Origin of the sequence: Acetobacter sp. AAB5 (assembly GCF_050106715.1) — a bacterium.
GTDB classification, from domain to species: domain Bacteria; phylum Pseudomonadota; class Alphaproteobacteria; order Acetobacterales; family Acetobacteraceae; genus Acetobacter; species Acetobacter oryzifermentans.
Window position 1 is genome coordinate 397,713 of the sequence record NZ_JBNIEW010000002.1, and the last position, 13,386, is coordinate 411,098.

The 13,386-nt window shown below is 50.2% G+C and carries 15 protein-coding genes, 1 tRNA gene and 1 pseudogene; 7 read left to right on the top strand and 10 right to left on the bottom strand.

The genetic code is table 11. The features are described from left to right. Positions 1 to 82 precede the first annotated feature (82 nt). The gene (locus ACP7IZ_RS04025; RefSeq protein WP_426847930.1) at positions 83 to 622 is read left to right on the top strand and encodes a cupin domain-containing protein; all 540 of its coding nucleotides are present in this window, start codon (positions 83 to 85) and stop codon (positions 620 to 622) included. Between the two features lie 157 nt (positions 623 to 779). On the opposite strand, the gene ACP7IZ_RS04030 is transcribed toward ACP7IZ_RS04025, so the two are convergent. Next, positions 780 to 1,379, bottom strand: coding sequence for a hypothetical protein (locus tag ACP7IZ_RS04030; RefSeq protein WP_426847931.1), 600 nt, complete (start codon positions 1,377 to 1,379; stop codon positions 780 to 782). A gap of 882 nt (positions 1,380 to 2,261) precedes the next feature. On the opposite strand from ACP7IZ_RS04030, the gene ACP7IZ_RS04035 reads away from it, so the two are divergent. After that, on the top strand, positions 2,262 to 3,092 hold the full coding sequence (locus ACP7IZ_RS04035) for a sulfotransferase family protein (RefSeq protein WP_426847932.1): 831 nt from the start codon (positions 2,262 to 2,264) through the stop codon (positions 3,090 to 3,092). On the opposite strand, the gene ACP7IZ_RS04040 is transcribed toward ACP7IZ_RS04035, so the two are convergent. Both ACP7IZ_RS04040 and ACP7IZ_RS04045 read right to left on the bottom strand, forming a co-directional pair. Continuing rightward, positions 3,082 to 4,044, bottom strand: coding sequence for a helix-turn-helix domain-containing protein (locus ACP7IZ_RS04040; RefSeq protein ID WP_426847933.1), 963 nt, complete (start codon positions 4,042 to 4,044; stop codon positions 3,082 to 3,084). The two genes, ACP7IZ_RS04035 and ACP7IZ_RS04040, sit on opposite strands and share 11 nt — an antisense overlap. A gap of 65 nt (positions 4,045 to 4,109) precedes the next feature. Continuing rightward, positions 4,110 to 5,705 carry a restriction endonuclease gene (locus ACP7IZ_RS04045; RefSeq protein WP_426847934.1) on the bottom strand — a complete coding sequence of 532 codons (1,596 nt, stop codon included), beginning with the start codon at positions 5,703 to 5,705 and terminating at the stop codon, positions 4,110 to 4,112. 115 nt (positions 5,706 to 5,820) lie between these two features. Between ACP7IZ_RS04045 and ACP7IZ_RS04050 the strand changes: the two are divergent. Next, positions 5,821 to 6,327: pseudogene (locus ACP7IZ_RS04050) on the top strand (tyrosine-type recombinase/integrase); the annotation flags it as partial. Between the two features lie 51 nt (positions 6,328 to 6,378). On the opposite strand, the gene ACP7IZ_RS04055 reads toward ACP7IZ_RS04050, so the two are convergent. Both ACP7IZ_RS04055 and ACP7IZ_RS04060 read right to left on the bottom strand, forming a co-directional pair. Next, a complete protein-coding gene (locus tag ACP7IZ_RS04055) occupies positions 6,379 to 6,666 on the bottom strand; it encodes a hypothetical protein (protein ID WP_426847959.1) in 288 nt (95 codons plus the stop codon). Between the two features lie 112 nt (positions 6,667 to 6,778). Then, the gene (locus tag ACP7IZ_RS04060) at positions 6,779 to 7,117 is read right to left on the bottom strand and encodes a DUF1493 family protein (RefSeq protein ID WP_426847935.1); all 339 of its coding nucleotides are present in this window, start codon (positions 7,115 to 7,117) and stop codon (positions 6,779 to 6,781) included. 6 nt (positions 7,118 to 7,123) lie between these two features. Here ACP7IZ_RS04060 and ACP7IZ_RS04065 point away from each other — a divergent pair, with 6 nt between their 5' ends. Then, positions 7,124 to 7,504 (top strand): hypothetical protein, encoded by a 381-nt coding sequence (locus tag ACP7IZ_RS04065; RefSeq protein WP_426847936.1) that lies wholly within the window; start codon positions 7,124 to 7,126, stop codon positions 7,502 to 7,504. 11 nt (positions 7,505 to 7,515) lie between these two features. Here the strand turns inward: ACP7IZ_RS04065 and ACP7IZ_RS04070 are convergent, their stop codons facing one another. Further along, the gene (locus ACP7IZ_RS04070) at positions 7,516 to 7,743 is read right to left on the bottom strand and encodes a hypothetical protein (RefSeq protein ID WP_426847937.1); all 228 of its coding nucleotides are present in this window, start codon (positions 7,741 to 7,743) and stop codon (positions 7,516 to 7,518) included. A 68-nt stretch (positions 7,744 to 7,811) separates the two neighbouring features. Between ACP7IZ_RS04070 and ACP7IZ_RS04075 the strand changes: the two genes are divergently transcribed. After that, on the top strand, positions 7,812 to 8,573 hold the full coding sequence (locus ACP7IZ_RS04075; RefSeq protein ID WP_426847938.1) for an Lrp/AsnC family transcriptional regulator: 762 nt from the start codon (positions 7,812 to 7,814) through the stop codon (positions 8,571 to 8,573). Between the two features lie 243 nt (positions 8,574 to 8,816). Here ACP7IZ_RS04075 and ACP7IZ_RS04080 read toward each other — a convergent pair. Next, a tRNA-Tyr gene (locus ACP7IZ_RS04080) sits at positions 8,817 to 8,902 on the bottom strand. A 184-nt stretch (positions 8,903 to 9,086) separates the two neighbouring features. Here ACP7IZ_RS04080 and panB point away from each other — a divergent pair. Continuing rightward, positions 9,087 to 9,905 (top strand): 3-methyl-2-oxobutanoate hydroxymethyltransferase, encoded by an 819-nt coding sequence (gene panB, locus ACP7IZ_RS04085; RefSeq protein WP_089178791.1) that lies wholly within the window; start codon positions 9,087 to 9,089, stop codon positions 9,903 to 9,905. A 68-nt stretch (positions 9,906 to 9,973) separates the two neighbouring features. Here panB and ACP7IZ_RS04090 read toward each other — a convergent pair whose 3' ends face one another. Next, the gene (locus ACP7IZ_RS04090; protein WP_426847939.1) at positions 9,974 to 11,065 is read right to left on the bottom strand and encodes an NADH:flavin oxidoreductase/NADH oxidase; all 1,092 of its coding nucleotides are present in this window, start codon (positions 11,063 to 11,065) and stop codon (positions 9,974 to 9,976) included. A 96-nt stretch (positions 11,066 to 11,161) separates the two neighbouring features. Between ACP7IZ_RS04090 and ACP7IZ_RS04095 the strand changes: the two genes are divergently transcribed. Further along, positions 11,162 to 11,494, top strand: a complete 333-nt coding sequence (locus ACP7IZ_RS04095) for an ArsR/SmtB family transcription factor (protein WP_426847940.1) — start codon at positions 11,162 to 11,164, stop codon at positions 11,492 to 11,494. Positions 11,495 to 11,510: 16 nt separating this feature from the next. Here the strand turns inward: ACP7IZ_RS04095 and ACP7IZ_RS04100 are convergent, their stop codons facing one another. Next, complete coding sequence (locus tag ACP7IZ_RS04100) at positions 11,511 to 12,494, bottom strand: zinc-dependent alcohol dehydrogenase family protein (RefSeq protein ID WP_426847941.1); 984 nt, start codon at positions 12,492 to 12,494, stop codon at positions 11,511 to 11,513. 116 nt (positions 12,495 to 12,610) lie between these two features. Further along, the coding region (locus ACP7IZ_RS04105) for a trypsin-like serine peptidase (protein WP_426847942.1) at positions 12,611 to 13,386 on the bottom strand (776 nt) is incomplete at its 5' end.

Genomic DNA, 13,386 nt, shown 5'->3' on the forward strand with positions numbered 1-13,386 from the left:
GTTTCCGCTTATGTGCGGCAGCCTTGTAAAAGCAACTTGTGGGCCGATAAGGTGTTTATACGTTAACAGGTGGGGGAGAAGCATGGTGCAGCGCGTAATTGCCGGACTGGTGCTTGTTGGCCTTCTGCCTATAAGTGCAAATATTGTGTGTGCTCAGAATACGGGCCAGAATCAGCCAGAAAAACCGCCCACCACCTATTACTGGCACAACTGGGCAGATCATAACGGCGTAAGCCATATGACAAAGTGCCCACTCCATCATTATACTCTCAAGACAATGAACAAGCCTGCGGCACCTCAATGGTCAGATGAACTTTTCAAAGGAGAAGCCCGGATTATTTCAACCGTGCAGCCCGACCACTGGAACGGTGTTTGGCATACTGATCCCAAGGTGCAGTGGATTATTCCACTGCAAGGCACATGGTTTGTTCAGGCAATGGATGGCACACGTGTTGAAATGGGGCCGGGGGATATATCTTTAGGTGAAGATCAAAGGACACTCCCTGATGCGCAGGGGCATAAAGGACACTTGGGCGGGAATGTGACATCTGGCCCGGTAACGCTGATGGTGATCCAGTTGGCCGAAGCGCCTACAGTGGATGAAGCATGCCGCTTCAAATAAAACATCAGGCTTGAAGCACTTAAAATAAGGCGCAAGTGAACGCAACGCGCACATCACTAGGGTGTGTCGTCAGTTAGTTCCTCATGATGGTTGAAACGAGTTGGACGGCTGTAAGGAAGGTTGATTCCGGCTTGTTGTTAAAGTGGAAAAAAGATCGTCACCTGCGATGACGCTGCTTCGGTTGGCACGATGGGAGGTAGACACCCGCCGTATCTTCAAAACGATCTGGATGCGCCGTAAGAGGCATGGACACAACATCATCGCTCCGATGGTCAGTATAGACGAACCTCAAATAGTAAGACTGGTCGTCGTTCGAAGGATCGCCATCAAACATTTTGTCCCATTCCAGCAGGTTGCGCCGCAGCGGCGATCCGACATCGCCGCTGCGGGTCCAGACCGCCGACACACAGGTCGAAACACGCTCGACGCGCACGATCAAGCGCCCATTGAGAAACGCTTTTCCATCGAGCTCCTCATTGAGCACCGTGGTGAGATTGTAGGTCAGCTCCTCTAGGGACTCCGGCCTGGCGCCCGCGTATGCGGTACCGCCGATACAGACGGCGCAAATCAGGCTTAGGATAATAGCGCGGATCATTAATATCGTCCTTCCAGCAGAAGCATGGCCTCGTCGTGCCGTCTTTTGACCAGACCGTTCATGATTTTGCCTTTCGAGCGCACCTGCTTCTCGATAATTCAGGCATGCTTCCTCATTCCTTGCGGCTTGATGCCACAGGTAAGCTGAAAAGTTAATCAGCACGTAGTCAGACCTTTGGCCCGGTTAAGGGGTTTCTGGTTTGGCAGATAGCGTCTGACGATGCTGATGCGTTGGTATTCGATATGATGTGTCCGGCAATGCAGACACAAAAAAGCCCGCCGGGTCAGGGTGGGCTTTGCGTGTGGCGTGATTGATCCTTGCCATAGCAATTTTTGGGAGGATCATGATTTTGTTGGAAAGTCCGTATCAGTGAGCAGCACTGCCGGAACTGTATTTAATATGTAGCAAAAACCGCGCGCGAATACCAAGCGGGAAATAGACTGGTTGAACGCCACCAATGCCTCGTTTTGAGAAATTTTTAGCCACTCGCAAATTCCCAACATGAGGGTGGAGCAAAGCGCTTTTATCTGTTCACGCGGCTCTTGGTTGCGATAAGTGGAGCGATCGGATATTTTTCTGCCCTAATCTGTGGGGACAAAGCACAATGACTTCTCCCTTTTTTCCGGTCTGATTACTGTTCAGGAACAGGTGGATGGGGAAATTTCGACGCTCTCGTTTTTTCGGATCACTGGTTGAACCGCGCAAAGCCCGGGAAGGCTGGCTTCCCCAGCGTAAATTCGATCGACTGTGCCGCAGGGAATATGCCGCGTGGCGCATGTGGCGTCGCCTAAGAGGCATCGCATTGATAATCCTCTGCTTTCTGGGCTTCTGGGCCATGACTGCTGTATCATCGTTTCTAAATGGCCATCGTCAGCCATTGCCCGCACACGTTTCGCATCATCACAAGCAGCATATGACGAAGACCCACGGCATCCACGAAAGCCGCACGTAGCGCATGCTGAATGTAAAATTTCTGCTTTTCTGGGGTACTTAAATCCTCTTTTCGGGGAGACCTGCACAAATATATTCATCCATTTAAGCAGTATGTCTGATTCATCATCTTCTGTTCATGTCATTTCAGGTCTTCCTAGATCTGGATCTACTCTTTTAGCAGCACTGCTGCGGCAAAATCCTCAGATCATTGCTGCACGTCACAACACGCCCGTAATGCCAATGCTCATTCGGATAATGTCTCTTATGAGTGAGGGAGAATACCGGACAGAATTCAAGAACGGACAATGGCAGCGGTTGATGCGGGGTATTGTTCGTTCTTATCTGAATCCCGGTGCCCAGAATCATGTCATGCTAGATATCAATCGGGAGTGGTGCGCGCACGCTGGATTGCTGGATAGTCTTTATCCGCAGGCAAAGATTATCTGCTGTGTGCGTGATCCTGTCTGGATACTTAACTCGTTTGAACATCTTATCACACGGGATCCTTTGTTGGGATCACAGTTGGTGCCGATTGCACATCGAGGAAATCAGCATGACCGTATTGACTACCTCGTATCGCGTGATGGGGCCTTCGGTTATGCATGGCGGTTACTAACAGAAGTATTTTTTGGCCCATTTTCGGATAAAGTTATTTTTGTAGACTATGATAAGTTTGTCAGGAAACCTGGATTTGTCATGGAACGCCTCACTCAACTTCTGGGTATTCGTCCTTTTGCATATAATTTTGAGTATATAGAAACACCGGATGCGACTGCATTTGATGCTGCACTTGGCACTCCAGGATTGCATTGTCTGCACCAAAGTGTGGCCGCCAGTCGAAAACGATTGATTTTGCCGCCTCATATCGTGGAGCGCATGGCACATCAGATGTTCTGGCGAAAACCGGATTTAAATTCAGGAGGCGCCGTAGTTATCGCCTGAGACGAGGTATCCGCCGGAGTTCGGAAGGATTGATGCCAAATTGCTTACGAAACGCTGCCGAAAAATGTCCAGGATTTGCATAACCCATCCGTGTTGCAATGGTCAGTATGGATTCATCATCTTTAACAATTTGGCGGTAAGCTTCGTGCATGCGTTCTTTTTGAAAAAGTGCGTAGATGGTACTGCCAAACAGCATTCGAAAATGTCGTTGCAAGCGTGAGACGCTCATTCCCGCATGACGGGCAAGCTGATCCAAGCGGGGTGGCGATGCAAGATCTGCCAGCAACATATCGCGGGTATCGTTCAATCTGCGTATTTCGCGCTCGGATAACGAGATATTGGGGGGCGTAATATGGCAGATCTGTTCAATGAGCGACCCCATAAAAGACAGGCTTTGTCCGAGCATTTGCAACTGGCTGCCTGGTCGTTTAGGGCTTGTGCCTACGCTTCGTAATGCATTTGCAAAAGAGAGAAGCTGCCGTCCGCCACGAACCTGATTAAAATAATGGCCAGAGCGCAGTTTCTGATCAAGACATGTTGCATCCTCAGCTGACAAACCGGCCAGAGTTGTGGGGCTGAGTGTGATTGTTACGCCAGTTCCGGCCCCGGCTGTTTTTGTAAAATCAATGCGACAGCCAGGACGATATGCAACATAGGCATCATCGGGCTTGCTTAGGGTATCGTAAGTTGACAACCCATCCCAACACCGTGTTGCCATATGAGAATTTCCGCCTGTGTAGGCTCCAAAATAGATCAGGTCATCATCATGGTAGGCGGAATAGCTGAAATCGTGTTTGGTTTGTGCGTCCCAATACAGGATTTGTAGTCCGGTCTGAAGAGCAATCAAGCGCGTATAAGCGTTGAGTCTTATCATGGAAGATTGCGTTATGCCTGTTTGACTACTTTCCGGTGTATCTAATGGGGGAGTGGTCTCTATGCTTTTTTTTGTCATCGTTATGGCGCTTCTCTTGGTTTAGAAATGATAGAAATTGAAATTATATCTTTAAGAATCACAAATTATGAGTATTTAAAATGGCGGAATATCTCATCTGCCGTGTCAACAAGTTGTGCATGGTGAATTAAATAAACACCCGTAGTAGCAGCAGCTTCTCTGGCTGAAGCTGAGAAGGTTGAGTTTGTGACAACAATAGCTGCTTGAGCACCTTGATGGGTTTTGGCTGTGTAAACTTGCTGAACAGCGGCATTTCCAACTGTTCCACTATAAAGTTTGCATTGCACAACAATCTTCAGGCCTTCTTTTTGTGCAATAACATCAGCTCCTTGATCACCACTTTGCTTTGTAGCTTGGGCGTTCCAACCAGCATTTTTTAGAAGCAGCGCGCAATACTGTTCATAATCGAAGGGATCCATGCGAGGATCAAAAACGGTTGGATCACTGCGATATACAGTTGTGGATGTGCCTGCTTCCAAGGGTTCGGAAGCAAGCTGCTCAATTAAGCACCCGGCAGCAACACGCAGCTTATCACGTCTTTTTTCATCTTGTATGCGAGGGGAGATGATTGGAGAAATACGCGTGTTGATAAAGTAATTGATTTCTTTAGCCCATTTTGTGACATCAACTGTCCCGTATGCATCGGCTGTTAATTTCTGAGTTCTTGCGATTTGAAGATTCTTTTTTTGCGTATAAATCTCAGTTCTTATTAAATCCCAAGTTGCTTCATATTCATTCTTTCGGGCCTTATGCCGAAAGAAGATAAAAGCCATGACAAGAACAGTCAGAATAATCATCCACAGGAAAGATTTGCTGCTTTCTTGCGCATGGGCAGGAGTTACAGGAGATGTATATTCTGGCTTGTTTTTTGAGGTAACATGCACAGCAGCCGATGAAGTCATGAGTTTGGTGGCATCATCATCGGAAAGGAAGCCTGTCGGGTTATGGTCTCCTGTATTTTTTTGCCATTTTATAATAGCTGCACGCGTACTTTCCCCATACACACCATCCGCAACACTTCCTGCAGGCATATAGCCGAGATTAATAAGTTGTTGCTGTAATTTGATATGTTCATTGATATCTCGGTTAGCTTCCTCCAAAGGAGCGCCCGATAATCTTGTTTTATATTTATCTGTAATTTCTGCCATTTTGGAAATGTAGCAATCAGGATCTGCTTTTGGTGTTTCTTCTCCATGAGCAGATGGATCTATGCAGGCTTTTAAGGCTTCATCATCCGAGATAGCTTGCTGCTTAAGGGTTTTCCAGCCAGCTTTTCCAACAATCTGACGCAGTGCGTAGTATGTTTGATCAAAGATCAACTCATGCTTTGCTGCATTGCTGTTTTCACACAGCATTGTAGCAATACTATCTTTGGAGTGATCAACATGACAATCAAAATCAGGATTGTAATGCCCGAATGCTTCTAGTCCTGCAGAGCTTTCAGCTACGGCGGGATGCACCAAAGATGATGCCCCAGAAGAAGATTTTGACGAATGGCTTCCATCAAAATGAGAGAAGATAAAAATACCGCCAAAAATAATCGCAATACCAACAATGCCGCTTAAGCGTTGCTCAGCTTTCTTACGGCGATAGTATTGTCTGTTATAGGCCGCTTTCTTGTAGTCTCTAGCCCAGAATGGTTTTGAGCTTCTGCGGCCCATAATAACCCTCCCCAAAAAAGCTTCGTCATACCCTTGGAAGAGAATTTTGGGGAGTCAGAGGTTACAACCCTCCCAATTCCAGTTGTTAAAGGGGGTAACAAGAGGGGTAAAATCAATGAGTCGCCTTCCTCCCAATCAACTGTCTGCCTTGAAAGTATCCCGGCATAAAAGTGGGGATTTGTGTGACGGAGGTGGGTTGTGGCTCGTTGTGACTGGTGGCTCTCGGCTATGGGAGTTTCGTTTTAAATCTCCAGTCACAGGCAAGCGCCGTCAGATGAGTTTGGGTAGTGCATATTCTCTGTCTTTGGCTGATGCGCGAGAAAAGGCTGCAAAGTGTCGCGGCATGACTGAAAACCGCATGGATCCAATTATTTAACGGGAAAAGGAAAAAGCAGCGCGTGAGTTGGAAAAGGGACTTACGTTTGCAGAGGTGGCAGCCCAATACATCAAGGCACAGACGCCTGCGTGGAAAGATCATCGCTCTCCTGCGGTGTGGACTTCATCCCTTACGCAACATGTATTTCCTATTTTCGGTGAAAAGAGCGTTCGTGACGTGGATACTCAAGATGTGCTCACCGCCCTCCGTCCAATTTGGACAGAAAAAACTGAAATATCAGGGCGGAAGCCGCTATCCAGGCATGAGCTGAGGTGGCCTGGCACAATTAATTGCTTTTTAGGCTGCGAGTGCGGAACGGTCCGTGTTGTTTATCGCATGGGACGCCGAGAGGCTGGATAGCTCGGTTTCCGGCGAATTATCCTCATATTCAGGATTTTTTCGGTTGGCTTTGAGGTCGGATTTTTTACGTCCGATAAGAAAACTTGAACTCCCGTTCTGGAACGTTGTAAATGCGCACGTGCCTCCAGTCTTTTGCCCAACGTGGGGCATAATTCCTGGTTGGTCTTCCACATCGGTCTCGAACATCATCGACTGCTTCCAGTCCACCGCCGATGTCGAATTCATGAAAATTCGTGTCTCTTTCTTTTGGCATTCTGAGCGGTGAATAGAAAAAAATCGTGACATGGCTGATATGAACCGGAATAAGGAGGACGTGCTTTAGGCTCAGGTAATGGTGTTAGACCCAAGCACCAACAGAGGCAGCGTGCGCTAACATGGCTATAGTCAGGGGCTTAGGGTCTAGCTGAGGAGACTTTCTATTCACAAAGCCAAACAGCAGTGCACCTATGATTCCTTCCCCCTCTTCTGGGAAATATTTTTCGAAATCAAAATTTTGAGCACTGACATCAAAGTGCTCAAAGTAACGGTGCATTAGGTTCTTAGCGTCGTCGTTGTGCATACGAAGATCGCCTCGCAGTGTCGTATTTTCTGTCAATTCGCGTGGTTTCGGGCCCGGAACTTGTTCAGAAATAAATGACAAGATTTCAGATAGCGCGTCTTCGTAAGATTTTACCATGCCATTTTGTCCTCCGGCTCCGTAAAGGTTCTGGATGCTGCCATTGCACGCTTTATGACGACACTGGGGAAGTTTGAAGCAGGTCCGGGGGTTAAGATACTGAACCAGATGACTGATGGTCTGGACAGGATGTCTAACTATATGAACGCTCCTCCACAGGACAATTTACAGCCGCTCAATTCAGTTGTGCGGCAACCGCAACAGCAACCTACCCAAGTTACGGTAAACGCCCCTGTTTACCTAGATGGTGAGAAGATCGCTGATAACACTCAAACGTATGTGATGAAGGAAATCCAGCGCACTTTTGACCGCGAAATGCGGGCGAGTAACGCTATGCCTGATCCACTTTCGACACCACGAGTGCCGGGAGTGCCGTGGGGGCATTGATCGGAGGTAACTCAGAAATATGATTGATAGCAGGCCAATGGCAATAAAGGCGAGGATACAGGGGCATCTGTTGAGTATTCGTATTCTTGTGTGTAGTCGCTACTATTGAACGCAACTCTTTGAGCGCATATTTTTGCCTGACCAGCAGCATGCGCTGCTGAGAAACAAACCAACCAAGATATAATAGCCAAGGCAAGATATTTTGATGTGGCGTTTGATAGTTTTTTATCTTTGTCCAATTTGGACACCTTTCCTTGTACCGCATCTTGCCCACTGATATTGTCCATTTTGGACAAAGGCAGGTGCAATGGCAAAGAAACTCAATCTCGATCTTCTGAATAAAGTATGGGCTCTGGCAGAGCAGGGAGCCAAGGGAGAGCGAGATGCAGCACGCAACCGGGCAGAGGCGCTGGTTAAGCCCCATGGTTACACATTGGCAGATGTGCCTGACCTGCTTTTGACGGAGGGGTATCTTGATGATGAGCCGGAGCCCTCCGCCGGTGGTTTCACCTTCTACGATATGAGCAATCCAGCGCATCAACGCGCTTATGCAAGGGCCGAACGGAAGAAGCAGGCTGCATGGCGCATGGCCAATCGTGCCAAGATTGATGAAGTGCTGACACGTTATGGTTCAGAAGAGGCCGTGTTTGCGCATACGGCAGAAGAGAAAGCCTATGATGCGGCGATCAAACCCTTCCACAAGAAAGGAAAGGCTGGGCAGTGTGATACATGGGATGGTGAGCATTTCGGCCCTACGGCAAAGGTTCGTGCAGCCCTCGCTACAGTCAAGCCTTGGTCTAACACCATTCCCGATGCCATTGCGGAATATGAGTATTGGGAGAAGCTGCATGATGACCGGAACATCGCAGACGGCAACAACCAGTATAATTACCTCAGCCAAGGTGCTGACTTCCGGTACTGGGCCTTAGGCGATCTGATCAACAAAGAGATTGAGGCCCGCAATATCTCGGATGTGATTATCCGCCTCCGCTTTCAGGAAGCCAGTCAGGGCACTTACAATGATAGTGCTGCCGGAGCAAGCGGCATAGGTCTTACGCAGGAAAGCTAGGCAGGGACTTCCATCATGGAGGTCCCTTTTTTGTATGGGGTGCGGTTACACAAGCACAGCATTACAGGCTTCAATTCTATAGGTGTCCGCATTTATTTAATAATTATATATCTCTCATACAAAAATATAAGATACTGATTTTGTGAGTGTTTATGGTGATTGTTTTAAGAGGGGGAGTAAGAGGGGTAACGCTCAATAAGCGACCGCTATCTTTTTGTTTTTATTGGATATTTTTAAGGAAAATGGTGGAGGGAGTTGGATTCGAACCAACGTAGGCGTACGCCAGCGGATTTACAGTCCGCCCCCTTTAGCCACTCGGGCATCCCTCCGATTTGTTGAGCCGTGATCTAAAGGGTTGGAGGAGTGTTGTCAATGCTTTGAAGGGCATTCTTTTTCTTTTTGTGGTTTTGCTGTGTTTCGGCCCGTGGCAGGGCTGGACAGCAGAAGGGGATAGAGGAAAGCTGCCCCCACTTTTGATCCATGATCCTGAATTGAAACAAGGAGAGAATACGCGTGAGCAGACATCAAACAGTCAAGCGGCACACACCGCGATCTTTGGCGGCGCTGGATGCTCCTATCGTGTCTCTTACCGCTTATACGGCCCCTATGGCCCGCCTGCTGGATGCGCATTGTGATCTGCTACTGGTGGGGGATTCTTTAGGCATGGTGGTGTACGGCATGGATTCCACCTTGGCCGTAACCCCAGAAATGATGATAGCTCACGGCCAGGCTGTTGTACGCGGCAGCCAGCAGGCATGTGTGGCGGTGGATATGCCTTTTGGCAGTTATCAGGAAAGCCCGCAGCAGGCGTTTCGGGTGGCGGCGCAGATTATGGCGCAAACAGGGGCCGGGTGCGTAAAGCTGGAAGGCGGGCAGGAAATGGCCGAGACCATTCAGTTTTTGGTGCAGCGCGGTATTCCGGTTGTGGGGCATATCGGGCTTAAACCGCAGGCTGTGCACGCGCATGGCGGCTTCCGCACCGTTGGCCGAGGCGATGAGGCCGAGCAGATTCTAGCAGACGCACGCGCTGTGCAGGATGCTGGTGCATGGGCGGTGGTGATTGAAAGCACAATGGAACCGCTTTCCCGCAAGATCAGCGAGATCTTGCATATTCCGACTATTGGTATTGGGGCTTCTCCCGCATGTGGCGGGCAGGTGCTGGTTACAGAGGATATGCTAGGGCTGTTTCCTGATTTTACACCCAGATTTGTGAGAAAATTTGCTGATCTGGGCAAGGAGGTTGAGCAAGCCGCCGCCGCATATGCCCAGGCCGTGCGCAATCGTAGTTTTCCCGGTCCGGCTGAATGTGTGGGAATGCCAGAGAAAAAATAAGTGCTTCCAGTGTTCCGGGCCGCTTTGGAGTGAGCCCGGAATACTGGAAATACAAAGGTAACGCCGTGTTACTGATAACGGGCCAACCACCACCCGTAGGAAGGCGGCAGCACATTTCCCGCACCTTTAACGTGTAAAGCGCGTGCGGCTTCATACGGCCAGTGCGGGTTGGCAAGAAATGGCCGCCCAAGTGTTGCCAGATCCAGCGCACCTGTGCGGATAAGCGCATCAGCCTGCCGGCCTTCGCTGATATACCATGAGGTTGTGACAGGCAGCGCGGCTTCCTGTTTTACGCGTTGGGCGTAAGGCGCCATAAACCCGGCACCCCACGGAATATTGGCTGTGGGGGTGGAAAACCCGATGCTGACATCCAGAAAATCCAAGCCTACACCTTTCATTTTCTGAATAAGGGCAATGGATTCCGCCAGTGTTTGTTCATCCTGCCCATCAAATTCAATCACGCCAAAGCGGGCGGAAAGGGGCAGGTTTTCAGGCCATACAGCACGCACGGCTTCCAACGTTTCCAGCAAAAAGCGACCACGATTTTCGGCCGAGCCACCGTATTGATCTGTGCGTTTGTTGGAGTGGGTGGACCAAAAACTTTGTGCCAGATAACCGTGGGCAAAATGCAGCATCAGCCATTTAAAACCGGCATCTCGCGCACGTTCTGCGGCGCGTACAAAATCGGCCTTTACGCGGGCAATGTCATCCAACGTCATTTCCGTGGGCACGCGGGGCAGGTTGGCCCCAAATGCTACAGGCGAGGGCGCAATGGGTTGCCAACCTGCTGGGTCTGATTCTGGAATATGGTCATCACCTTCCCAAGGCACATGCGCACTGGCTTTGCGCCCGGCATGGGCAAGCTGGATACCCGGCACGGCGCCGGCTTTGCTTATGGCCGCTGTAATAGGGGCAAAAGCAGTTGCTTGCTCATCATTCCACAAACCAAGGCAGCCGGGGGTAATGCGCCCTTCGGGGGAAACGGCTGTGGCTTCCACAACAACAAGAGCCGCACCGCCGCGGGCGAGAGTAGGATAATGCACGGCATGCCAATCATTCGGCACGCCCTCATGTGCTGTGTATTGGCACATAGGGCCAACCACAATACGGTTGCGGAGTGTAATATCTTTAAGGCTATAGGTATCAAATAGCGTCGGCATGCGTAGTCTCCATTACGGATCAGGTCTGCACGACCAATAGTTCGACTATAATCGAACTATTGCGGAGGGCAAGGGACAAGGACTGAAGCACACACCATGAAGCAGTATGACCATCCTGCGCCCGAAGCGTTCAAGTTGGCGGATATTCTGCACGCGCTGGCAGATCCTTTTCGGCTTTCTGTTGTGCGTAAACTTGCGCAGCATCAGCCGCAGGCCTGTGCGCCATTGCAGGATGGGCGGCCTAAATCTTCTATTTCCCACCATTTTGCGGTGCTGCGTAAATCTGGTTTGTTACGCACGGAAGTTGTGGGCGTAACCCATATGAACAGCCTGCGTTTGCAGGATGTGGAAGCACGCTTTCCCGGCCTGCTGGCGGCCATTCTGGCTGCTGCGGAGCAAGAGGAAATGCCTGCTCCACAACCGGCCTGATATATTCACCTAGGGTTTAGGGCACCAGTACGGCGGCACCATCAAACCGACCATGCCGTAAATCATCCAGCGCCTTGTTGGCGTCTTTTAGGGCATATGTGGTTGTGGTGGTGTGGATGCCGATTTTTGGCGCAACGGACAGAAAATCTAACCCATCCTGACGTGTCAGATTGGCAACGGAAACAATTTCACGTTCTTCCCACAAGGTATCGTAAGAAAAGGCAGGTATTTCGCTCATATGGATACCAGCACATACCACGCGGCCACCTTTGCGCAGGGTTTTGAGCGCTGCTGGCACCAAAGAACCTACGGGTGCAAAAATAATGGTGGCATCCAGTTGTTCTGGCGGCAGTTCATCCGAACCTCCGGCCCATGTTGCTCCTAATTCACGCGCAAAGGCTTGCGTTTTGGCATCACCGGGGCGGGTAAAAGCGTAAACCTGCTTTTTCTGCCACACCAGAACCTGCGCAATAATATGGGCGGCAGCCCCAAAGCCATAGAGCCCAACTTTTTGTGCATTTCCGGTTTTTGCCAAGGAACGCCAGCCAATAAGCCCAGCACATAATAGGGGCGCAACTTCTACATCAGATCCTTCTTCCCCCAATGGAAAAGCAAAGCGGGCATCTGCTACGGCCATTGTGGCGTAGCCGCCATCCCGCGTATATCCGGTAAATACGGGATGGTCACACAGGTTTTCATGATGATCACTGCAATAAAAACAGTGCCCGCATGTATGCCCAAGCCACGGAATGCCCACGCGCTGCCCAACGGAAAGAGAGGTAACGCCAGAGCCAATTTGGTCAATCCGTCCGACAATTTCGTGGCCGGGGATAATAGGCAGCTTGGGGTGTGTAAGGTCTCCATCCACCACGTGTAAATCTGTGCGACATACACCACAGGCCAACACTTTTACCCGAATTTCACCGGGGCCGGGCACTGGGTCTGGCACTTCCTCCCATTGCAGGGGCGTTTTGGGTTGGTGCAGACGCATGGCAAACATGGGAAGCTTCCTTTCTGCGGTATCAAACCTTGGTATTTTCTACCAGAATGAAAGATACCCTGCGCAGCAGAAAGTGAGATGTCTTTGATCTGCCGCAGTTTGCAGCAGGGTTTTTGCTAGTTCTGGCTTAAAAGTGGCACAGCGCGGCCACCGGCACCATTGGTGAATGCCTGCACCTGCACACCAATAACGTGCCACCCGCCCTGATCATGAAACAATAAAGGTGCGCCGCTGCTGCCATGTGTGCCGGCGCAATTATGCACCAGTAGCGTGTTACCGCCCCCATCTTGCGTCATATTTAAAAAATGGCAGTTTTGGTCAGCGGTAATAATATCGGGCTGGTTTTGCTCATACCCGCCCAATACAACAGGCAACCCGGGCGTAAGGGCCTGTAGAGGTGTATCGATATGGAAAACCTCGTTCGGCTTGGCGATAGCATGATCCAGAATAAGCGTGGCATGGTCTAACCCACCACTATTGCCTTCCTGATCTGTTCGGTAACCGGGGGGAATAATAATTTGCACGGCACGGGCATGGGCCATGTAATGGTCACCCGTATAGGCACGTAAAAAATGCACGCTTTCAGGCCGCACAAACCCGCGCACATGGCTCAGCCACAGGCAGTGCCCGGCAGTTTCCACCACGTTGGGTGCAATTAAAAAGCCGGTGCATCTGCTGCCCAGTTCTGTTTGCACACGCCCCACGGCAGACCAAGGCGGCTGCATGGCATCCACTTTTTGGCGTGGGTCTTGCAGCCCTACGCCAGCCAGATGCGTGCGATAGGCTGGGCCTTCTGCTCTGGCGGCATGGCCTGCCAAGGCGGCGTGCATGGTAGCAGTAAAGGCCACCATGCAGGAAAAAAGAAGGTTACGCGCCATAACCCTGCGGGTGG

Bases quoted from the DNA above. Each gene is read 5' to 3' on its own strand.
- ACP7IZ_RS04075 (WP_426847938.1), top strand. From the start codon at position 7,812: ATGGCAAAGAAACTCAATCTCGATCTTCTGAATAAAGTATGGGCTCTG.
- ACP7IZ_RS04045 (WP_426847934.1), bottom strand. From the start codon at position 5,705: ATGGGCCGCAGAAGCTCAAAACCATTCTGGGCTAGAGACTACAAGAAA.
- ACP7IZ_RS04060 (WP_426847935.1), bottom strand. From the start codon at position 7,117: ATGGTAAAATCTTACGAAGACGCGCTATCTGAAATCTTGTCATTTATT.
- ACP7IZ_RS04100 (WP_426847941.1), bottom strand. From the start codon at position 12,494: ATGTTTGCCATGCGTCTGCACCAACCCAAAACGCCCCTGCAATGGGAG.
- ACP7IZ_RS04025 (WP_426847930.1), top strand. From the start codon at position 83: ATGGTGCAGCGCGTAATTGCCGGACTGGTGCTTGTTGGCCTTCTGCCT.
- ACP7IZ_RS04040 (WP_426847933.1), bottom strand. From the start codon at position 4,044: ATGACAAAAAAAAGCATAGAGACCACTCCCCCATTAGATACACCGGAA.
- ACP7IZ_RS04055 (WP_426847959.1), bottom strand. From the start codon at position 6,666: ATGAATTCGACATCGGCGGTGGACTGGAAGCAGTCGATGATGTTCGAG.
- ACP7IZ_RS04035 (WP_426847932.1), top strand. From the start codon at position 2,262: ATGTCTGATTCATCATCTTCTGTTCATGTCATTTCAGGTCTTCCTAGA.
- ACP7IZ_RS04095 (WP_426847940.1), top strand. From the start codon at position 11,162: ATGAAGCAGTATGACCATCCTGCGCCCGAAGCGTTCAAGTTGGCGGAT.
- ACP7IZ_RS04090 (WP_426847939.1), bottom strand. From the start codon at position 11,065: ATGCCGACGCTATTTGATACCTATAGCCTTAAAGATATTACACTCCGC.